Raw genomic sequence first — 21,784 nt, 5'->3', positions numbered from 1 at the left:
GACTCCGCAAGTAGAATCTCTCGATTCTACCACTGGCAAGGACGCCGGCCATTGCAAACACCACACGCCATCCCGCTCACCGCAGCCAAGCCGTGGCGCATGCTACTTTTGCTTATCGGTAGCCTGCTGTTTGCCTGCGCAGGCAAGACACAGGCCGAGGCGCTAACTATTTGTTATCATTACGGCTGCAGCAAGAGTGCTTCATTTTTTCCGGCAGCCGACACGCGCGATGAAGTCGCGGCACTGTTCAAACAAGTCGCCAGCGCACCGGAAGAACGGGCGGCAATCAGCTTGGCCGTGCAGCGCCTCTACCGTGAGGCTGCACAGCATGCCCCCATCGCTAGCGACAAGGGTGGCAATCTGGCCGACGGCACGGCAGACGGACGCATGGACTGTGTTGATCACAGCCAGAATGACACCACCTTTCTGCATTACCTTGCCCGGCAAGGCTTGCTGCAGCACCACCGGGTAGCCGACACTGTCTGGCGCGCCCCCTGGATTATCGATCTACACTACGCCAGCCGGATTATCGAAACCGCCGACGACAGCAACTGGGTCGTCGACAGCTGGTTTTTCGATTTCGGGCATGAGCCGGTCATTGTGCCGTATCAACTATGGAAGAAGGGTTACCACCCGTGACGGGAAAAAAACGTATCGTCGTCGGCATGTCCGGCGGCGTGGATTCATCGGTGACAGCCTGGCTGCTCAAGCAGCAAGGGCATGAGGTCATCGGCGTCTTCATGCAAAACTGGGAAGACGACAACGACGACGAGTTCTGCTCGATCAAGCAAGATGCGCTGGACGCGATGAGCGTCGCCGACATCGTCGGCATCGACATGGAAATCGTCAACTTTGCCAAGGAATACAAGGACCGGGTGTTCTCGTACTTCCTCAAGGAATATTCAGCCGGACGCACGCCCAATCCGGACGTGCTGTGCAATGCCGAAATCAAGTTCAAGGCCTTCCTCGACTACGCAATGGAACTGGGTGCCGACTGCATCGCCACCGGCCATTATGCGCGCAAGCTGGAGCGCGATGGCCGTCACTACCTGATGAAGGGCGTGGACGAGACCAAGGACCAGAGCTACTTCCTTTATCGTCTGCAACAATCGCAATTGGCCAAGGCATTATTCCCGCTGGGCGATATCCGTAAAAGCGAAGTACGCCGTCTGGCCGAACAGGCGGGCCTGCCCACCGCGGCTAAAAAAGACTCGACCGGCATCTGCTTTATCGGCGAACGGCCGTTCCGCGAGTTTCTCAAGCGCTATTTACCGACCAGCCCCGGCGAGATGGTGACGCCGGACGGTAAGCGCGTTGGCGAACATGAAGGGCTGATGTATTACACGCTGGGCCAGCGCAAGGGACTGAATATCGGCGGATCCAAAGACAGCAATGGCGAGCCGTGGTTTGTCGCCGGCAAGGATATTCCAGCCAACAGGCTGATCGTGGTGCAAGGTCATGACCATCCGCTGCTGCTAAAGAAAACGCTGACCATGGCTGACCTGTCATGGACGCTGGATGGCGCGCCCGAGGCAAGAGACTATCAGGCCAAAACCCGTTACCGCATGGCGGATGCAGCCTGTGCCTTAAGCCCGGTCATCGACGGCCAGGCCACCCTTGCCTTTAGCCAGGCGCAATGGGCGGTAACCCCGGGCCAGTCTGCCGTGCTGTACGATGGAGATATCTGTCTGGGCGGCGGCATCATCATGTAGCCATAAAATAAGGGGGCACGCATTGCGTGCCCCCTTATTTGAATCTGCCTTATTTATCATCCCGCGATGCTGCGGCTGGCCAGTTTGAGCTTGCCGGCAAGCCAGGTGTAGTCATAGCTGATGATTTCATACGGGTTGCCGAAAGGATCGACAAAGGCCACCGACAAATAGCTGGCATGATCCTCGACCGAGTCGCGTGCCACCGTCTCACCCGCCCTATCCTTAACCCGCTCGCCGGCTAGCTGGTCCAGCCACTCCAAAAATTCCTGCCCGCCCACCACAAAAGACACCGAGCCTGGCGCGCAAGCCGGGGCACTTTGCAGCGTAAGTGCCAGACGTATAGAACCCGAGTTATTGGCCAGCATGGTGCTGCCATTGGCCTTGCGTATCCGCGTATCCGGCCCCAGGCCCAACACACGCTGATACCAGGTCAGCGCGCGTGCCATATCATCGACCCGCACATGAATATGGTCAATTTTGCCCAGGTTAAGCATGTCATCCCCTTTTGATTGGATAAGGCCTCGGGTCTAAGCCCGACTCGCTGTCACTTAAGCATACCGTCGGCCATTCCATTTACCTAGAATTTATTCTAGCGTCTTTTTTCAGCCACGCAGGCTCAGCTTTTGTTTTGCTGCATGGCTGCCAGATACCGCCCGGTATGGCTGACCGGATTAGCCGCCACCTGCTCCGGTGTCCCCTGCGCAATAATGGTACCGCCCCCGGCACCGCCCTCAGGCCCGAGATCGATAATCCAGTCTGCCGTCTTGATTACATCCAGATTGTGCTCGATCACCACGACCGTATTGCCGTTTTCACGCAGCCGCTGCAAAACCTTGAGCAAGAGGTCGATATCGTGAAAGTGCAGGCCTGTGGTGGGCTCGTCCAGAATATACAAGGTGCGACCGGTATCGCGTTTGGACAACTCCAGCCCCAGCTTCACCCTTTGTGCCTCGCCACCGGACAAGGTCGTCGCCGACTGCCCTAAACGGATATAACCCAAACCCACATCCATCAGCATCTGCAGCTTGCGCGCCACGGTAGGCACGGCGGCAAAGAAGCCCTGCGCCTGCTCGACCGTCATGCCCAGCACTTCGTGGATATTCTTGCCCTTGTACAAGACTTCGAGCGTCTCGCGGTTATAGCGCTTGCCGTGGCAGACATCACACGGCACATAAATGTCCGGCAGGAAATGCATCTCGACCTTGATCATGCCGTCACCCTGGCATGCCTCGCAACGCCCGCCCTTGACGTTGAAACTGAAGCGTCCCGGGCCATAACCGCGTTCACGCGACACCGGCACTCCGGAAAACAGTTCGCGTATCGGGGTAAACAGGCCGGTATAGGTCGCCGGATTGGAGCGCGGCGTGCGCCCAATCGGGCTCTGGTCGACATTGATCACCTTGTCCAGCAGCGCCAGCCCCTTGATCTCGCGATAAGGCGATGGCTCTTCCGAGGCGCGGTTCAGGTCGCGCGCGGCGATCTTGTACAGGGTGTCGTTAATCAGGGTACTCTTGCCCGAACCCGAGACGCCGGTGATGCAGACCAAGAGCCCCAACGGCAGATCCAGCGTAGCATCCTTAAGATTGTTACCGCTGGCGCCGACCAGTTGCAGCATGCGTTCCGGATCCAGAGGCCGATGGCCTTCTGCCGCCTGAATACGGCGACGGCCGGACAGGAAAGCGCCGGTAACCGACTTTTCGCAAGCAGCCACCTCGGCCGGCGTGCCGGCGACCAGCACTTCACCGCCATGCTCCCCGGCACCCGGCCCCATATCGACCAGATAGTCAGCGGCACGGATAGCATCTTCGTCATGCTCGACCACGATCACGCTATTGCCCAGATCACGCAAACGCATCAAGGTGCCAAGTAGCCGGTCGTTATCACGCTGATGCAGGCCGATAGACGGCTCATCCAGCACATACATCACGCCGGTCAGGCCGGAGCCGATCTGGCTGGCCAGACGGATGCGCTGTGCTTCGCCGCCGGACAGGGTATCGGCCGAACGCGCCAGACACAAATAGTCGAGACCGACGTTATTCAGGAAAGACACCCGCTCGCGGATCTCCTTGACTATTTTTTCCGCCACCGCCTGCTTCTGCCCGGTCACCTGCAGCCCATCAAAAAAGGCTGCCGCGTCTTTCAAGGCCAGTGCATTAATGTCGAATAAGGCCTTGCCGCCAACAAAGACATTGCGCGCCTCGATACGCAGCCGCGAGCCATGGCAGGACGGACAGCACTGGTTGTTCTGGTATTTGGCCAGCTCTTCGCGCACCGCCGACGAATCGGTCTCGCGGTAGCGCCGCTCCAGATTGGGAATAATGCCCTCGAACGGGTGCTCGCGACTAAACAGCGTGCCTTTTTCCGAACGGTAGGTAAAGGCGATATTGTCATGCCCGGAGCCATACAGCACCACATGCTGCACCTTGGCGGGCAAGTCTTCGAATGCCAGTTCGATGGCAAAGCCGTAATGCTCGGCCAGACTCATCAGCATCTGGAAATAAAGCTGGTTACGCTTGTCCCAGCCCTTGATCGCACCGGCAGCCAGGCTGATGTCGGGATGGGCAACCACCCGCTTGGGGTCAAAAAAGGTAATCTCACCCAAGCCGTCGCACTTGGGGCAGGCACCCATCGGGTTATTGAAAGAGAACAGCCGCGGCTCCAGCTCAGGCAGACTGTAGGAGCACACCGGACAGGCAAACTTGGCCGAGAACCAATGTTCCTTGTCCGCATCCATTTCCACCGCAATCGCCCGCCCCTCGGCATGACGCAAGGCAGTCTCAAAACTTTCGGCCAGACGCTGTTGCGCATCCGCGCGTACTTTCAGCCGGTCGATCACCACTTCGATCGTATGCTTCTTGTTTTTTTCCAGCTTGGGTACCGCATCCAGCTCGAACACTTCGCCATCTACCCGCACCCGCACAAAGCCCTGTGCACGCAACTCTTCAAACAGGTCGGCATTCTCGCCCTTGCGGCCGATAATCACCGGCGCCAGTATCATCACCCGTGTATCTTCCGGCAAAGCCAGCACATGATCCACCATCTGGCTGACCGTTTGCGAAGCCAGGGGCACATGATGATCCGGGCAGTGCGGCTCCCCCACCCGCGCATATAAAAGACGCAAGTAATCGTGAATCTCGGTCACCGTCCCTACCGTCGAGCGCGGATTATGGCTGGTCGCTTTTTGCTCGATGGAAATCGCCGGGCTTAAGCCCTCGATCAGGTCGACATCAGGCTTTTCCATCAGCTGCAAGAACTGGCGGGCGTAAGCAGACAGGGACTCGACATAGCGGCGCTGGCCTTCGGCATACAGTGTATCGAAAGCCAGCGAACTCTTGCCCGAACCGGACAGCCCGGTAATCACGATCAGCTTGTGACGCGGCAGATCCAGATCAACGTTCTTCAGATTATGGGTGCGCGCCCCACGGATGCGGATGTAGTCCATGCCTTACTCACAATGAATCGGGTAACCTGTTAATATACCCGACTTATTGAGCCGGGCCCTAGCTAATGCCGCATCAGGCACCATAGCACGCCACTTTAATCCGGAACCTTACCGCTATCATGAATCCGCTGGAATTACGCGCAAGCCTGGGACTGGCAGGCGTCTACGCCCTGCGCATGCTGGGCATGTTTCTTGTCCTCCCCGTTTTTGCCCTGTACGCCCACCAGTTGCCGGGCGCCACCAGCCCGACCAGCATAGGCATTGCCTTGGGCAGTTACGGGCTGGTCCAGGCGCTACTGCAACTGCCACTCGGAATGCTGTCCGATCGCATCGGACGCAAAAAAGTCATTTACGGCGGTCTGCTGCTGTTTGCCATCGGCAGCTTTGTTGCCGCCGCTGCCGACGATATTGTCTGGTTGACGCTAGGTCGCATCATTCAGGGCGCCGGTGCCATTTCTGCCGCCATTACCGCATTATTGGCCGACCTTACGCGCGAAGAACACCGCACCCGTGCCATGGCCATGATAGGCATGAGTATAGGTATGACCTTTGCCGTCAGCCTGGTCCTCGGCCCCTTGCTAGCCAGCTGGATAGGGGTCAATGGCATTTTCGCCCTGACTGGCATACTGACCCTGATGGCCTTGGCCGGCGTCTGGCTGATCATCCCCGACCCTGTCGTCTCGCGTTTCCACTCGGATACCGAGGCCAAACCCGGCCGCCTCCTTCCGGTGCTGCAAGACCCGCAACTGGCACGGCTCAACTTCGGCATCTTTGCCTTGCACGCGGCGCAGATGGCCATGTTTGTCGTGATCCCGTTTTCGCTGACCCAAGCCGGCCAGCTCGACAAGGCACACCACTGGCAGGTTTATCTGCCGGTAGTGATACTGGGCTTCTTGCTGATGATCCCCGCCATCATTTACGGGGAAAAGAAACACCGGCTGAAACAGGTCTTCGTAGCAGCGGTCGGGGTCATGACCGTCGCGCAGCTGGGCATGGCCTCGGCACTCGATACCTTCTGGCAAATCGTATTGTGGTTAGTGTTGTACTTTATTGCCTTCAATATTCTCGAGGCGACGCTTCCCTCCATCATTTCCAAGATCGCCCCTGCCGACGCCAAAGGCACCGCCATAGGCGTGTATAATACCGCTCAATCTTTCGGCCTCTTTGTGGGTGCGGCGGGTGGCGGCTGGCTTTATACACACTGGGGTCCGTCTGGCGTGTTCGGCCTCACCAGCGTACTGATGGCAAGCTGGCTGGGTTTAGCAGCCAGCATGCGGGCACCACTGCCGGTCAAGTCCATCATGTTTCATATTGGTGACAACTGGCAGGGAGATGCGCATGCGCTGTCACAAAAACTTGCCGCACAAGCTGGCGTACGCGAAGCTGTGGTATTGCTTGACGACCGCGTTGCCTACCTCAAGGTTGCACAACAAGGCTGGGACGAAGCAGCAGTACAGCAATTGATTCAGGCAACCGAATAGAGGCTGACCAAGCTAGCCTAAGGACAAGGTCTGATCCGGCAATATGCCGGCAGCCAAATGAATAGAACGGAGACAGACATGAACAGCATTAGCTTTGACGGCCGCCTGGCAGCCGATGCCGAACTGAAATACACAGGAAGCGGCGAGCCGGTTCTGAGCTTTCGCGTAGCCAGCGACATCGGTTTTGGCGAACGCAAAACAACCAACTGGTTCAGCTGCCAAGTATGGGGCAAGCGTGGCGAGTCTCTGCAACGCTTTCTGGCCAAGGGCCAGCAGGTCACCGTCTACGGTCAGCTGACACTGCGTGAGTGGACGGACAAAGACGGCAACAAACGCCTGTCCCCCGATGTACGCGTGAACGAGCTTAGCCTGCAAGGTGGTAAGCGTGATGAAGGTGCCATGATGGATGAAGGCTACAGCGCTCCGCGTCAAAGCGCACCATCAGCTCCGCCAGCAGCCCCGGCACAACGCCGCCCGGAGCCTACGCGTCCGCAACCACCGGTAAATGATCTGGAAGACGACATTCCCTTCTAGACCCGACTATAATTATATTTGTAAACAAGATCCCGGCAAGCCTTGCGCTTACTGGGATTTTTTATTGTTTACACTTTATTCCGTTTGAGTCTACAATCTTCACTATCGTATACCTTAGAAATTTGTAAACAATGCCCTCTGGCTACCGCGTCAAGACAGTTACTCTCAGCTCGGGCGAGCGTCTTCCTGTTCTTCTTGATCGGGAAGGGCTGCCGATGTTTGCACCGACCGTCTTTGCCTTGACAGAGGTGCGAGGGAAAAACCGGGCAGCCAACACCATTGGCATCGTCCTGCGCAGTGTGATGGCTTTCCACTTGTTCCTCGACACTCGCGACATTGACTTTAATGGACGCATCGCCAGCGGTGAGTTGCTGTCACTTGGCGAGGTGGAAGACCTGACCCGGCTCTGCCGGCGGCCTCTCTCCGAGTTAGCTACGCTATCTTCGTTGAGTAAAAGTGCAGCTTCGAAGATTGTGTCTCTAGAAAAGATTCGCATGAATGCTCAACCCCTTCCCCTTTCGGAAGTAGTTCCAGATGTTGCAGCTAGCCGACTACGCTACATTCGGATGTATATCGAATGGTTAGCCATGGAACGTCTGAGCAGGCATGGCTTGGCTCCGTCAGTAGCATCAAAACTGGGCGATACGACCAAATTCATTGCAGAGACGATTAATGCACGCATCCCAAATGGATCGAGCCGTAACACACTTGGTCAGAGAGAAGGAGTTTCAGAGGAAACGGTAGCAGAGCTATTGCGTGTTGTTGATCCGCATTCACCGGACAATCCGTGGAGAGACCTGCACACACGCTACAGGAATGCCCTACTTATCCACTGGCTCTTGTATCTTGGGCTGCGAATCGGTGAAGTATTGGGGGTGCGCGTCAGTGATATTGTGCCTTATCACAAGGAAGTAACGATCCATAGACGAGCCGACGACCCCGCTGACCCGCGTCGATATCAACCGCAGACCAAAACTAGGGCACGAGTGCTCCCGATCAGCGACACGCTACTTGCACAGACGCAAGCCTACATCCTGAATCATCGAAGAGCATTGCCACAGGCCAAAAAACATGCCTTCCTGTTCGTCGCCAGTCGTACTGGTCAACCCATGACTTTGGCAGCGGTGGGAAAACTATTCAAGGAATTGCGCGAGCGGTGCCCGTCATTACCAAAAGGACTCTCCGGACACGTGTTGCGTCACACCTGGAACGACGCGTTCTCGAAAAAGATGGATGAGAAGGGAGCGACGCCTGAAAACGAGCGCCAAGCGCGCAGCTACCTGATGGGCTGGTCGCCTACATCAGATACGGCCACTGTCTATACTCGCCGTCATGTTCGCAACAAGGCCAAGGAAGTTTCCCTAGATCTGCAAGACCAATTGGTGAATAGGAGGAAGGGTGATGAATAAGCCTCTGACCGCCATCGAACATTTAAGAAGTGCCCCCACATTACCTGAACTGGCACGTACACGATCCGGCGTCGAGTTTGATCCGCACGCGGATAGGTGGGCATACCGTGACGAAACAACCACCATCAATCTGGATTTTTCCTCGTGGCCAACTACTGAAACTTTCGTAACTTCAGTAAAGCTAGCCTTGCTCTGGTATGCGGAGCACAGGTCTGCATCGCACCTGAAGAATATGCATGAGCGCCTGACTCACTTTATAAAATCCGCAAACATCGAGCGGAGTAGCCCATTTAAGGAAATATCCAGTACTGATCTAATCAATTACAAGAGCACACTTACCAATGCAACGTCCTGGTATTTAGGCAGTCTTTCTGGGTTATTGCAACAATGGAACAACCTCGGATATCCGGGGATAACTTCTGACGCAATTGCACTATTAAAACAGCTCCGCACTCAAGGCAACCCCAAAGGTGAGGCCGTACTTACGCATGACCCGATCCACGGTCCATTCACCGACATGGAACTGGAATCCCTTCATGCATCGCTCGATAAGGCTTATGCCAATAGCGCAATAAGTAGAGAGGGGTACCTGCTTGCCTATCTGTTCATACTGCTCGGGCAGCGTTCTGTGCAGTACGCTGCGTTGAAAGTGCGAGACGTTAGTATTGAGCGTGCGAAAGATGGAACTCCTGTATATACGCTTCGCGTCCCACGCGCTAAGCAGCGCAACCAACTCTCGCGTGCTGAACTCAGAGATCGCGTGTTAATTCCCCAAATCGGCGAACTTCTGATAGAGCATTCCAACGAGGTTCGGGCAGCATTTCAAGGACTCCTACCGGACCCGCTAGATGCACCATTATTCCCTGCAAAACAACGGCAGGGTGGCGAACCTGGAGGATTTGAACATCACCGTACAGCACAAGCACTTTCACTGGCGCTAAAGAGTGCTCTTGGGAGCCTGAGTGTGATGTCAGAGCGAACCGGAAAACCGCTGCACATCACAACCACACGTTTTCGCCGCACTGTGGCCACAAGAGCTGCGATGGAGGGGCATGGCGAGTTGATCATTGCCGAATTGCTTGACCATACGGATACCCAGAACGTTGGTATTTACATCGAGGCTCGGCCGGAAATCGTGGAGAGAATCGACAGAGCAATGGCCATGCACCTGGCACCGATGGCGCAGGCTTTTGCCGGATTAATCATTGACAATGAATCCCAGGCCGCGCGCGCAGGAGATCCATCCAGCAGGGTGTGCGACCCAAGGTTCGACCCAACGATGAAGCCGATGGGAAACTGCGGGAAACATGGCTTTTGTGGATTTTTGGCACCCATTACTTGCTACACCTGCGTGAATTTCCAGCCGTGGCTGGATGGCCCTCACGAGGAAGTTCTCGCGCACTTGATCAGTGAGCGAGATCGGCTTGCCGCGCAAACCGATCTGCGCATCGCCTCAATAAACGACCGCACCATTTTCGCCGTCGCTGAGGTGGTGAGGCAGTGCAAAATCCGGCAAGGGGAAACAATCAATGGCTGAAATTATCCTATTTACGCCAAAATCCGAGCTTGATGCTGCGGCAAACCTGAAAGGTTTTGTCGATATGTGCAGTAACAAGCTTACCGTCTTCGGGTCGGAACTCCCGTTTCAAGATAACGTATGGGACGTTACCGAGTCAGTAAAGACCAAGGGAAAAGGAGGGAAACGGGAGCGCATCAAATTCTCCAATGCTGCCACTATCGATGAAACAGAACCGGAGATGATGCGTGAACCCTTCCTCTCTTTTGCAAAGGCATACGTCCGATACATGCATGGGATGCGACCGACCAAGGCAATTCACCAAAGGATGGCGGCACTACGGGCCATCGAGGCAGCTCTGCTAGAAGCTGGTATCACCCCTGACCCTGTGAAGATCGATTCCCGCGTTCTCAACCGCGCTGCGCAGATTGTCACTGACAGATTTGGCGAGGGCACCGCATACAGAGTGGGTGGACAGATTGAGCTGGCAGCGGAATTCTTGGTCGAAAACCGGCTGACCTCGATCCCCGTGCGTTGGCACAACCCGATCAAACGTCCCAATAGTGCCGTGCGAGTAGGTAAGGCGTTTGATGAACGACGCGCTGAAAAGATGCCATCCCTAACAGCACTCGATGCTTTGCCACGGGTATTTCAGCTTGCTTCCGAGCCTACGGATGTGATTACGGCTTCAGTTGCTGCGATCCTACTCTCTGCCCCCGACCGCATCAGTGAGCTTCTAATGCTCCCAGAGTCATGCGAGGTTCGCGAACCAAGAAAAGGCAAGGAAGACGCATACGGTTTGCGCTGGTGGCCCGCCAAGGGTGCAGCTCCAATGGTCAAGTGGGTGGTACCTTCGATGTCCTCGGTCGTCGAAGATGCGCTTCAAAAAATACGATCCATAACCGAGGAGGCTCGTCGTATCTCTCATTGGTATGAGCAGAATCCGAGGCAGATCTACTTGGCTCCTGAAGTCACACACCTACGGGGCCAAAAATGGCTGTCATTGGATGATATCTCCGAGATCGTAGGTTTTTCTGGAAGGAGCGCTGCGAGCACTTGGTGCAAAGCGAACACTATCAAAACTACGCAACATGAAGGCCAGGGAAAACTCGTCTTCGCGCGGTTTTCGGATGTAGAGGCCGCTGTACTGGCGATGCTGCCCAGTGAGTTCCCCATCTTAGATAAAGACACAGGCCTGAAGTACAGTAAGGCACTGTTCGTCGTGCGGCGAAACGAGCTTGGAGCACAGCGCGGCACATACCGATGCGTGATCGAGCCTATTGGCCTTGGTCAAATCAATACAGGGCTGGGGAGTCGTACAGCGCATGGTTTCGAGTCGATTTTCACTCGTCTTGGCTTCACCGAACCTGATGGTAGCCCTATTGCCGTTACCAGCCACCAGTTCCGTCACTACCTGAACACGCTAGCGCAAGCCGGCGGCCTGAGCCAGTTGGACATAGCAAAGTGGTCTGGGCGCAGGGATATCAAGCAAAATGAGGCATACGACCACGTCACTTCAGGGCAAATGCTCCAGAAAATCAGGGATGCAGTCGGTGGTGATCAGATGTTCGGTCCATTGGCCGAGCTTCCGAAAAAAGTACTGATCCGCCGGGATGAGTTCGCTAGACTGGTCGTGCCAACTGCACATACCACCGACCTTGGCTACTGCGTACATGACTACACGGCATCACCCTGCCAACTACACATGGATTGCATCCATTGTCAGGATTTGGTTTGTGTAAAGGGAGAATCCCAAAAAGAAGCCTTACTGCGAAATCGACTCAGTGAAGCCAAAGGCTTAATGGAAAAGGCACAAGCTGCGACAGGTGAAGGCTACTCAGGCAGCGACAGGTGGCTTGACCACCATCGATCCACCGTTGAGCGATTGACTCAGCTGTGTTCGATCATAGACAACCCGGCAGTACCAAATGGGGCATGCATTCAACTGGCTACGCCAGCAATGCCATCTCGGCTGGATCAACTAACCGAGAGAGGTCGGTTAAAGACGGAAGATGAGAAGCCCCGTCTACCAGACAATATCAAGGCCTTGCTCGGGGAATAATCTTGAAAACACAGAAAAAAAAACCCGTGACCTACAGAGGCAAGAACCTGACCGACGATGCAATTGAACAGATTGTCAGGCTGCTGGATGGATGGAAAGGAAAACTGACTTGGGACGCGTTGATCGACGCCATTGTAACAAGACTGCATTGCAGATACACAAGACAGGCCTTGCATAAACATGAACGTATCCGCACAGCCTATACACTCCGCAAGGATACTCTCGGCAACAAAAAGGAAGCGGCTGCTCCGCCTAGATCAGGACCACTAGCAGATGCAATGGTACGCATCGACCGCCTAGAGGCGGAAAACAAGCGATTAGAGGCCGAAAACCAGCGGTTACTGGAACAGTTTGTCGTGTGGGCTTACAACGCGCACACACGTGGACTAGACAAAGAATTTTTGAGCCAACCACTCCCCATCGTAAATAGAGGACAGACAATATTTCCGAAGTCAAGAAGAAAATAACTAGCAAGCACTAGCTGACGGCTTCTGTCTGAATCGACGCGAATCGTGAAAATAAGGCCATCCCGAAACAAAAACCCAGACACCCGAGCACGGAACCAGACAATTACACTACGCAGGCCTCACCACCACCGCTCATACCCCAGCACGCTCTGATTCAGCAACTGCTGCAACGAGCGCCAGTTCGGCAGATGCTGATCCAGTAGCGCGGTAAAGCGGTCGTTATGGTGGCGTTCCATACTTACGGTTGATTCTTCAGCTTTTCGATAAAAGCCAACAGCGCCTTCTTCTGCTCGGCCGTCAGCTGATGGGCAGCGTCGACGATGGAAGCCTCCAGATCGTCCTCGCAGTAAAACCAGGCCACCGGCACGTTCAATAGTTCGGCTATACGTTTGAGCGTCGTAAAGTCGGGCGCGTGTTTGCCACGTTCATACTGGTTCATACGTGCGCTCGCATTGTTAGGATCCAGCCCCAGCAACACGCCAAGCTGCTGCTGGGTCAGACCCTTGCGGGTTCGCGCCTGTTTCAGGCGCAGGGGAAACGGGCTGGTCAAAGACATGAAGGCAGTAAGGACAGGATTCTCATGCCTAAGATTTTCTTAGCTCCGCCCCGTAAGGTATACTAAGGTTTTCTTAGTTTGCAAGATCCAATGAAACACCACTATCCGGACCACTTGAAGATCGAAGTATTGCAACACCTAGAAAAGGTAGGCAGCGTGACGCAGGTTGCACACAAATTCAGCATCCACCCTTCCACCGTGTATGGCTGGAAGCACATCGGCCTGGAGGCATTCCGCAAACGGGCAGCGCTCGCCATGGCTCCAGCTAACCCAGAATCAGCAGACTCCAACGTCCGCATCCAGCGGCTGGAGCAGGAAAACGCGGTGCTGCGAGAGGCGGCGAAGTTGTACTTTGGTTACCGGTAACAACTTCTATGCAACCCCACAGGCGGCAGCTAATCGCTAATGCCGTTCACTTAGCGGATCGAACTTGTTTGATTGGGTAGCGGGACGGCAGCTTTTTCACAACGCGGGGGCATTCACGCCCCCGCCGTTGTTTTGGTAGCAGCACATCTCCTAGCCGCTCGCGCAAGCGAAGCAGGCGCGTCGGCAAGGTGCCTGGACTGCTGATTGCCAGCCAGCCTACGCTCTGGATACCCCAGCGCTGTTATGGTTGCGGCAATGCAGCGGCCATGGTTCAGGTAGTGCTCGACAGCTACGATCTTCTGCTCGGCTGAATATTTTGACTCTAGGCGAACATAGCTCGCCGGCAAGTCGGCACATTGCTCGTATTCTCGATACCAATTCTTGAGCGCATTTTTCGTTGGGTAACCCAACTGAGAAATGGTCGCCGTAGTACGCTTTCCAAGTCGGATGTAAAGCTCAACCGCCCGGATGCGGTCTTCGTATGAGTACATGGACTACCTCCAAGGTAGTCCAAGTTTTTATCCGCCCCCCCCCGTCAAAATTCGACGCTGATTGACACCATAGCTACACGCAACAACCAACATGTAAAAGTACCTCTCAAGTCGACCTTGGCTTTCTTTGCCTTCAGATGTAATGTAACATAAGTGACATTACATTATCACGGACTCTACCATGAGCATCGGCACCAGCGGTCGCATCGTCATTGAGATCGAACCTGAATCCAAACGGCAACTTTACGCTGCACTGGCCCGGGATGGATTAACTTTAAAAGATTGGTTTTTGAGAAATGTCGAGCATTACATGACTGCAAGCAGCCAATTCCCGCTTACGTTCTCAAAAGATGACTCAAAGTCAGCGCTCGATACTACGACAGAGCAAACAACTCCAACTTCAGCTGGGGTGCAAGCATGACTCAGTTTGCGAGCAATGAAATGCCGAACGTTGGTCTTGAGTCTGCGGCTGGCGCTGGTGCGATTGCGAGAACCGGACCAAAAGCAACAAGGCAAAAACAATCAATTCAAATGCAACTTAGTTTGGATGGACTTGAAACCATAGCCGCTGCGCAAGTAACCCATAAAGGCGGACGAGGCGAACCGTTTCATGATTGGTACCCCTATCTGGAGGGGTTCTCCTCTGAGTTCGTTAAGTTTGTTTTGGCGAAGTACATGCCGAACGCAAAAAAAGTCATCGAACCATTTGCTGGCACCGGGACAACTCCTGTTGCTCTGGCCGCGTTGGGCGTAGATTGCGGTTACTGCGAAGTCAACCCAGCAATGAGACTTGTAGTCGAGGCAAAGATGGCCGTTGGCTCTGCTGACGTGACCCGACGAAAAGAACTGTCGGACAAGCTTGACGCCCTTGCAGCTGAACTACCGCTACGCACAAAAGCAGTAAATTTGGATAAAAAACTTCAACAAGATTATCAATTCAACTTCGCTGGTAGCAAGTTTTTCGACGATGCGGGAATGGATCAAGTTCTCGCACTCAGGACCATCAATGATCAAATCGCAAGAGAAGATCAATTGCTTGGAGATCTGTTTACGGTAGCAGTAATGGCTAAGCTGGTGATTTGCTCAAGGCTGAAGCGATCTGGCGATGTTCGCTACAAAACTGAAAAGGAACTTCAGAAAGGAGTTCCGGCACTTGTAGATGAGGTTTCAAAACATTTGCGCCTAATTTCTAAGGACTGTCTCACCGCTGACGGCTTCAATGCATCCGTCGACTTAATTACTCCTAACGCCCGAGACTTAATCTCGGCTCCGTCATATAAGGCCGACGGCGTTATTACATCGCCACCATATCTAAATGGTACAAACTACTTTCGTAATACAAAACTTGAACTGTGGTTTGGCAGATTTCTTTCAAATGGCACGACACTTAGGTCGTTCAGGGATGCCGCGATTACATCTGGGATCAATGACGTCGGAGCGGCACAGGGCCGGAAAATTGTTCACGGCTCGATTCGAAAATTGGTGGACACACTCTCTGAAAATGCCTATGACCAGAGAATACCAAGAATGGTGGCGGGGTACTTCGAAGACATGCGACTTGTCCTTGAAGGACTAATGGTCAATTGCCAACCCGGATCAGCTATTTGCATAGACATCGGTGATAGCCGATACGGCGGAGTACATGTACCAACCCACGAAATTCTGGAGGCATTGGGTCTAGACATTGGCCTCGAACACGTTGAAACGGTGCACCTAAGAAACAGAATATCAAAGGATCGAAGTGTCCTGTCTCAATCTCTAATTGTCTTTAGAACAAGGAAGACCATTGAGATCGAACCTCCGCATGAGTCATTGCAGCGGTCGAAGGCGGTGAGTGAGGATACCTTTCAATCGCGATGGGAAAGTTTCAAAAGTATGCTTCCCCACCAAAAGGAACCATACTCGAAACGCAACTGGGGTAGCCCGTTGCACTCTGTTTGCTCTTATCAAGCCAAGATGAAACCTGCCTTGGCTCATCATCTCATTGAAACATTCAGCAGGAAGGGCGATAAGGTGTTGGACCCATTTAGTGGGTCTGGAACCATTCCCTTTGAAGCATGTTTGATGGGACGTGAGGGGTATGGCTTGGAAATTAGTTTGCTGGGCACTGCAGTATCAAATGCAAAGCTAATGCGTGCCGATCCACAAAAAGTTAACGATCTCATCGAGAACCTGGCCTCATGGATCACAAACAAAAAGCCAAGTAGCGACTCTATTCGACAAGCAGAGGAAATTAGGTTTAATGGTCCACTTGTCGAATATTTTCATCCAGACACGTATCAAGAGATACTGGTCGCACGCGAATTCTTCGCAGCGAGCCAGACTGACTCGCCCGAGTGGCATCTGGTAATGGCTTGCATGCTCCATGTTCTGCATGGCAACCGACCATATGCACTCAGTCGAAACAGTCACCCAATAACTCCCTATGCACCAACCGGAGATTACGTAAAGAAATCTGTGGTTGAAAAACTGAGCGCCAAAGTGGAGAAAAGTTTGCGCTCTCAGCTAACTGCCGATCTGCCAACCGGACGCTGCTTTCAGGGAGATATTTGTTCCGAATGGCCCGCAGAACTTAGAGAACTCGACGCCATCATTACATCGCCACCCTTCTTTGACTCAACTCGCTTTTACATAACAAACTGGATGCGTTTCTGGTTCTGCGGATGGGCGAGAAGCGACTATGACAATCGCGCAAATACGTTTGTGGAGTCACTGCAGAAAAAATCCTTCGATGTCTATCGAGGCATATTTGAACAGTTTAACAGGCGGCTGCGACCAGGGGGGCTTGCAGTGCTACATCTTGGGCTAAGTCACAAGTGCGACATGGCTATGGAGCTCGCCCAGCGAGTGGATGGACTTTTCCGGGTGGTAGACATCGCAACCGAGTCTGTTGGACACTGCGAGAGTCATGGAATTCGGGACAAGGGAACCACGACAGGCCATCAATATCTCATCCTGCAAAAACCATAGACTGAACCGTACTGGATTTCGCGGAGGCCATTTTGTGTGAGTCAGGCCAGAACGGCCTGCTCGCTCAGACTGCGATAGTAGTTTGCTTCCGCCTCCGCTGGTGGAATGTAACCGAGCGACGCCAGCAAACGGTGATGATTGAACCACGAAACCCATTCCAGCGTCGCCAACTCTACTGACTCCATGTTCTTCCATGGTAAGGGGCCAGTCGCTCCACCTCGGTGCTTGTCAAAGTAGTTGAGATGATTTTACGGTTACGCTGCCAGTAATTCCTGAGCTTGATCCGGGGCGATTTCACGATCCGGAGTAAGCGTTCAGCCGCTCCATCTGTAATCCCACGATAGAAACGGGCATCCTCGGATTTTTCCCTGACCGAGGATGACATGAACGCCCGCATCCAGCGCCGCGCTACCGCATACGCCCATCTCGAGGCCTGGCAACAGAGTGGCTTGAGCATCGCTGCGTACTGCCAGCGTTACCATGGTCCCCGACCATGGATGACTTCCGCCTTGTACAGGCCATTGATGGTTTCCGCCAACGCATTGTCGTAGCTGTCTCCGGTACTGCCGACTGAAGGTTCGATGCCGGCTTCGGCCAGTCGCCCGGTATAATGGATCGATGGTCGTGCTGCGAGCGCAGCAGCCAGTCCGCCGGATGCCGTCAAGCCTCGGATTGTCGGCGCGACTCGTATTCATCAATCAAATTAACTGGCGAGCCTCCAGGAGCAGCATTAAAAGCCTTCTGGAGCGCTTTGACCACCAACTCACCAGTAATCTTTCCATCACGCACTCTTATCATTTCAGGCTTCATAAGAAAAGTTCCAAAGAGCCAATCTAGTCGCCCGATCAGTTCGTTTATTACCTCCATATTTGGTGTCGGATTCGCAAGCTCGTTACCGGGAATTCCGGTCAAGCCGCCAAGTTCAATCAATTGAGCTGCTGTGTAAAAATCACTTGGGAATCGGTCACTCTTTGAGCTATTGCATGAACCGCATAAGGCCGTAGCGGTCTCATCGAGAGGCCACAACAATGCCAACGGCCTTGTATGATCTAGTGCCATTGATTTGACAGTCGGAAGATCTGTCTTGCAATTGAAGCACTTGCACCCAAATTTCTTCCAAACGTAATCCGATAGCTCAACGCCGGTTTTGTGCTTAAACGCCATCTGGCGACTCATTTGATAGAGTTCAGTAACCAATAGCTCGAAATGTCTACGTCGTGCCCCGTCCTCCTTCATCTGCGCACCAGTTCTATTTTTATTATGAGCAGCATTCACGCAATACTTTTTGCAGAAACGGCACTCAAGTTGGTAGCCGTACTCCAACTGTAGAATTTCTTGTGTCTCTGTATGCCTTAGCTTTCCAAATCCCGTATGCACACATGGCCTGCGTGCTACGCAGTGATTTGAAAAACTGAGTTGAACCCTCTCATCATCAACATTTATTGGCAAGAATCTGGCGCAGCGATTACATGTCTTCAATCTGATATATGCGCCAGCATCATTCAAATCAATTGATTCGGCTGAGTCAAGCAGAGCGACTTCTGTTTCGCCCTTGGTAGTCCAAAAGTGTGCCTCTGGCGACAATAAGTGCAAATTAATTAGATAACTGGGCGCAGTGCATACTTCGAATTTTCCTGCCGTATGACAACCGGGCTGTTCAACTAGACCACAAGCCAAATTCCAAAGCGAAATACTTATGTCTTTGGTCGCAGTCATGGTGACTGTGACAGTCGATGCGGCTCCATTGCCTTGCCACATGCTCCCAAATTTTGACCAATTCGGTGATGCTGGTTCCGATAGTGTGTTTTTAGGATAGGGAGAGTGTATATTAATGACTAGCCCCTTGTCGGCGCAGTACCAGCCCCCAAAAGCTATCCATGTACCCTCAATATGCTTCGGAATGGTAAAAATAATCTCCAATGATTCTCCAGCATTGAGATTCAGGCTTTTGGACCGCTCCTGCTTCCACTCTCCGCCTGTTGAGTCTGGATGAGAGGAAAATCCTGATTCTCTCGTCATCGGTCGACGGACACCAGAGTAAGCGGTTTTACCTGGAAGTTTTGCCATATATTGTGGTCACCCGCAAAGAAGAACGACGAGAAAACGTCGTATATTGAAAAATACAATCATTCTACGGGTGGAGAGCTCTTAGGACAATGAGCTACTCACTGCAAATCTAAAGTATGTATCCGGCCACTACAGCTAGGCACCGGCACAGACAGATACGCTTGTCAGCCCCATGTGGAAAATAACAACCGGCTGGCGGTTTCCCCACCAAGGAAACGCGATGGATCAAAGGTCAATACATTCAGTCAATTCTTCTCACTCAACAGATGCATGAGTGGCAAACACTTGCGGTACAAAGGAAGCCAAAAAGCTATTTTTGTAAAGAAATAGGCAGCAAAACTCATTATTCTTTACAAAATTCACTACATTTTTGAAAAAACAAATAAAAATCAAAGACTTATAACGAAGTTTACACTATTAGTACACACAACCGTTCTGAGGTGTACCTGCGAGACTAAGTGTAAAAATTTTTACTCAAGACCCTGTTTACACAGGGTTTTTTTTATTCTTGTTACAAAATTTTTGTAAAGTTTTACCCCAAACTACAATTACCCTGTCTTAGCCGGCACAGACCTCAGGAGAGCGCAGCGCGTGTAGCGGCTGATCAACCACCAAGCTGCTGCCGGCCACCTGCTTCGCCTTCTTCTTGACCAGTGCGGCGGCCTGCGCCACCTCGTCATGACTGGCAAAACGCCCGGTATAGCAGTTGACCACGCCGACCGACAGCGAAGTCAGCGGTAAAAAGGCCGTGTCCCCTCCTCTGCCCACTACCTCGTAGCCCCCCTGCGCCACATGCTCTTCAGCAAAGCAGTGACGCACTTCGCGCTCGAATTGCGGCAGCAGTCGCTCTAGCCTGGCATGCCAGTCCGGGCTTTCCATCACGACCACGAAGTCGTCGCCGCCGACATGGCCGACAAAATCCTGGCGCGCGTCCGACGCCTCGAGCAACAGCCGCGCCACCAGGCAAATGATACGGTCACCAGCGCTGTAACCGTACAGGTCGTTGAACGGCTTGAAGTTATCCAGATCTGCGTAGGCGACGACAAAATCACGCACCGTCTGCAGCTTGAGCGCCAGCGTCTCGCTGATCGGCACATTGCCAGGCAGCCCTGTCAGCGGGTTGGCATAACGCGCCTCGTTGATCTGCAGTTCGGTAATCTTGCGGATCAGGTCGAAGCCGGTCGCCATGCCCAGATAACGGCCGCGGTCGGTCACCACGAAGCCATCGATCAGCGTATTGCGGCCGCTGACCGCGACTTGTGCCGACAACTGGTGAAGATCCAGCGCAGCGTCGACACACATAGGCTCCCGATCGGCCATGGTCACGCACGGCTTCTTGCCGAACAGCTCGCGGTTAAACGGCCGGGCAAAACTCTCGAGCAGGGCGTGGCGGCGCAGAATGCCGATCGTCTCACCCTGCTCGACCACCGGGATGGCGAACAGATCGGGGTCGGCGGCAAAACGCTGGTAGGCGGTTTCATTCGGCTCCTCCGGCGCCAGTGCCCGTATTCCTATGCACAACTCGCGTGCCGTCAGGCGGCCGTTAACCGGCAAGGCCGGCCCGCTGTTCGCCGCGAAGATCGCCGCCGCCTCAATCGGTGCCCGGTGCGGCGAACTTTGCGGACGGCCCAGCAAATAGCCCTGACCGTAACTGACGCCAAGCTGCTGCAGGATACGCATTTCCTGTAGGGTTTCTATCCCCTCGGCGATCAGTTGTGCACGCGAAGCCCGTGCCAGCTCGACCACGCTGCGCACCACCTGTTCCTTGAACGGCTCCTGCTGCAGGCGGTAGGCGAAATGCTTGTCCAGCTTGACGTATTCCGGCCGCAGCTCGGACCACAGGCGCAGGTTGGAAAACCCCTCCCCCATATCGTCCAGCGCCAGCCGGAAGCCATGCGCGCGCAAGCGCTCGACCGCGGCTTTCAGCTCCTGGTAACCGGTCGACGGTTTGAACTCGGTTAGCTCGACCACCACGCTCGCCGGAGACAGCCCCAACTGCTGCAGAAAAGTCACCGAGGCACCGGCATCCGTACTCCACGCCATCAATCCGTCCGGCGTCATATTGAGGAACAGGGTGGCGTCCAGTTCCAGCGCGGCAAAGCCAGCAAAGACCACGTCACGGCAACGCGCATCCAGTTCGGCCAGCCGCCCGTAATGCGCGGCACGCGCAAACAACTCCAGCGGTAACTCCAGCAGGCTGCCGCGCGGGCCGCGCACCAACGCCTCGTAGCCGAGCAGCTTGCCGGCGGCCAGGCCGAAAATCGGCTGAAACAAAACAGACAACTCGCCGCCGGCGATTACGGCTTCAAGTTCAGGGCAGGATGATGCGGCAGGCGAGATCACGGCAATACTCGGTGAGATGATGGTCGTTCAATCTACCTTGCAAACATGACAATAATATAAATCAGCTCCACCTCAGGCTCAGGAAGCCTTGTACGACTGAAAGTGGATGGACGTTTCGGTGGCGCGGATATGTCCATCCGCATCCAATTCTGATCCGCAGAGCCTCCATCGAATCTGGGGGACTCCCCGGTCATGGAAAAATCCGAGGGTGCCTGGGTAATCCCCCCATTTTTAGCAATGGCGAGAAGTAGAGTTGGTTAAAAGTGCTGACTTCTGTTTCGGGGGGATTACCTTACGTTTTATTTACCGTCTTTTTCTTTATTCTAAAACGCAAAAACCCCCGGCCTTGATTCAAGGTCGGGGGTTTT

General features: G+C 54.0%; 17 protein-coding genes and 3 pseudogenes. 11 read left to right on the top strand and 9 right to left on the bottom strand.

Annotated elements, in window-relative coordinates:
- Window positions 1-51 precede the first annotated feature (51 nt).
- Both GQF02_RS15070 and mnmA read left to right on the top strand, forming a co-directional pair.
- A complete protein-coding gene (locus GQF02_RS15070; RefSeq protein ID WP_235930217.1) occupies window positions 52-639 on the top strand; it encodes a hypothetical protein in 588 nt (195 codons plus the stop codon).
- Window positions 636-1,712 (top strand): tRNA 2-thiouridine(34) synthase MnmA, encoded by a 1,077-nt coding sequence (mnmA, locus tag GQF02_RS15065; RefSeq protein ID WP_160798230.1) that lies wholly within the window; start codon window positions 636-638, stop codon window positions 1,710-1,712. The genes GQF02_RS15070 and mnmA overlap by 4 nt, the downstream gene beginning before the upstream one ends.
- A 56-nt stretch (window positions 1,713-1,768) precedes the next feature.
- Here the strand turns inward: mnmA and GQF02_RS15060 are convergent, their stop codons facing one another.
- Entirely contained in the window at window positions 1,769-2,206 is a 438-nt protein-coding gene (locus tag GQF02_RS15060; protein ID WP_124736669.1) for a VOC family protein, read from the bottom strand.
- Between the two features lie 122 nt (window positions 2,207-2,328).
- On the bottom strand, window positions 2,329-5,154 hold the full coding sequence (gene uvrA, locus GQF02_RS15055; protein ID WP_160798228.1) for an excinuclease ABC subunit UvrA: 2,826 nt from the start codon (window positions 5,152-5,154) through the stop codon (window positions 2,329-2,331).
- A gap of 119 nt (window positions 5,155-5,273) precedes the next feature.
- Between uvrA and GQF02_RS15050 the strand changes: the two genes are divergently transcribed.
- The 6 genes from GQF02_RS15050 (at window position 5,274) to GQF02_RS15025 (ending at window position 12,623) form a co-directional block, all read left to right on the top strand.
- Window positions 5,274-6,635 (top strand): MFS transporter, encoded by a 1,362-nt coding sequence (locus tag GQF02_RS15050; RefSeq protein ID WP_160798226.1) that lies wholly within the window; start codon window positions 5,274-5,276, stop codon window positions 6,633-6,635.
- Window positions 6,636-6,713: 78 nt separating this feature from the next.
- Complete coding sequence (locus GQF02_RS15045; protein WP_124736666.1) at window positions 6,714-7,169, top strand: single-stranded DNA-binding protein; 456 nt, start codon at window positions 6,714-6,716, stop codon at window positions 7,167-7,169.
- Window positions 7,170-7,300: 131 nt separating this feature from the next.
- The gene (locus GQF02_RS15040; RefSeq protein ID WP_160798224.1) at window positions 7,301-8,578 is read left to right on the top strand and encodes a tyrosine-type recombinase/integrase; all 1,278 of its coding nucleotides are present in this window, start codon (window positions 7,301-7,303) and stop codon (window positions 8,576-8,578) included.
- The gene (locus GQF02_RS15035; RefSeq protein ID WP_220789511.1) at window positions 8,571-10,115 is read left to right on the top strand and encodes a site-specific integrase; all 1,545 of its coding nucleotides are present in this window, start codon (window positions 8,571-8,573) and stop codon (window positions 10,113-10,115) included. The genes GQF02_RS15040 and GQF02_RS15035 overlap by 8 nt, the downstream gene beginning before the upstream one ends.
- Entirely contained in the window at window positions 10,108-12,156 is a 2,049-nt protein-coding gene (locus GQF02_RS15030) for an integrase (RefSeq protein ID WP_160798222.1), read from the top strand. Before GQF02_RS15035 ends, GQF02_RS15030 begins: the two co-directional genes overlap by 8 nt.
- A gap of 2 nt (window positions 12,157-12,158) precedes the next feature.
- On the top strand, window positions 12,159-12,623 hold the full coding sequence (locus GQF02_RS15025; protein WP_220789510.1) for a hypothetical protein: 465 nt from the start codon (window positions 12,159-12,161) through the stop codon (window positions 12,621-12,623).
- A gap of 119 nt (window positions 12,624-12,742) precedes the next feature.
- On the opposite strand, the gene GQF02_RS15020 is transcribed toward GQF02_RS15025, so the two are convergent.
- Complete coding sequence (locus tag GQF02_RS15020; protein ID WP_160798220.1) at window positions 12,743-12,859, bottom strand: DUF45 domain-containing protein; 117 nt, start codon at window positions 12,857-12,859, stop codon at window positions 12,743-12,745.
- 2 nt (window positions 12,860-12,861) lie between these two features.
- Window positions 12,862-13,179 carry a helix-turn-helix domain-containing protein gene (locus tag GQF02_RS15015; RefSeq protein WP_220789509.1) on the bottom strand — a complete coding sequence of 106 codons (318 nt, stop codon included), beginning with the start codon at window positions 13,177-13,179 and terminating at the stop codon, window positions 12,862-12,864.
- Between the two features lie 90 nt (window positions 13,180-13,269).
- On the opposite strand from GQF02_RS15015, the gene GQF02_RS15010 reads away from it, so the two are divergent.
- Window positions 13,270-13,545, top strand: a complete 276-nt coding sequence (locus tag GQF02_RS15010; RefSeq protein ID WP_160798218.1) for a transposase — start codon at window positions 13,270-13,272, stop codon at window positions 13,543-13,545.
- Between the two features lie 212 nt (window positions 13,546-13,757).
- Here the strand turns inward: GQF02_RS15010 and GQF02_RS16040 are convergent.
- A pseudogene (locus tag GQF02_RS16040) lies at window positions 13,758-14,036 on the bottom strand (IS3 family transposase); the annotation flags it as partial.
- A 181-nt stretch (window positions 14,037-14,217) separates the two neighbouring features.
- Here GQF02_RS16040 and GQF02_RS15005 point away from each other — a divergent pair.
- Together GQF02_RS15005 and GQF02_RS15000 are read left to right on the top strand one after the other, a co-directional pair.
- Window positions 14,218-14,457, top strand: a complete 240-nt coding sequence (locus tag GQF02_RS15005; RefSeq protein WP_160798216.1) for a hypothetical protein — start codon at window positions 14,218-14,220, stop codon at window positions 14,455-14,457.
- Window positions 14,454-17,006, top strand: a complete 2,553-nt coding sequence (locus GQF02_RS15000) for a DNA methyltransferase (protein WP_160798214.1) — start codon at window positions 14,454-14,456, stop codon at window positions 17,004-17,006. The genes GQF02_RS15005 and GQF02_RS15000 overlap by 4 nt, the downstream gene beginning before the upstream one ends.
- A gap of 41 nt (window positions 17,007-17,047) precedes the next feature.
- Here the strand turns inward: GQF02_RS15000 and GQF02_RS14995 are convergent.
- From GQF02_RS14995 to GQF02_RS16180, 4 genes and pseudogenes are all read right to left on the bottom strand, one after another.
- A pseudogene (locus GQF02_RS14995) lies at window positions 17,048-17,203 on the bottom strand (IS3 family transposase); the annotation flags it as partial.
- 281 nt (window positions 17,204-17,484) lie between these two features.
- Window positions 17,485-17,625 (bottom strand): annotated as a pseudogene (locus GQF02_RS14990) (IS3 family transposase); the annotation flags it as partial.
- 41 nt (window positions 17,626-17,666) lie between these two features.
- Window positions 17,667-19,073, bottom strand: a complete 1,407-nt coding sequence (locus GQF02_RS14985; RefSeq protein ID WP_160798212.1) for a hypothetical protein — start codon at window positions 19,071-19,073, stop codon at window positions 17,667-17,669.
- Window positions 19,074-19,631: 558 nt separating this feature from the next.
- Window positions 19,632-21,416, bottom strand: a complete 1,785-nt coding sequence (locus tag GQF02_RS16180) for a GGDEF domain-containing protein (RefSeq protein WP_160798210.1) — start codon at window positions 21,414-21,416, stop codon at window positions 19,632-19,634.
- Window positions 21,417-21,784 lie beyond the last annotated feature (368 nt).

Source organism: Craterilacuibacter sinensis (assembly GCF_009831765.1).
GTDB lineage: Bacteria > Pseudomonadota > Gammaproteobacteria > Burkholderiales > Chromobacteriaceae > Craterilacuibacter > Craterilacuibacter sinensis.
Note: the sequence above shows the minus strand (reverse complement) of the source record. Positions and strands in the feature narration are given on the sequence as shown.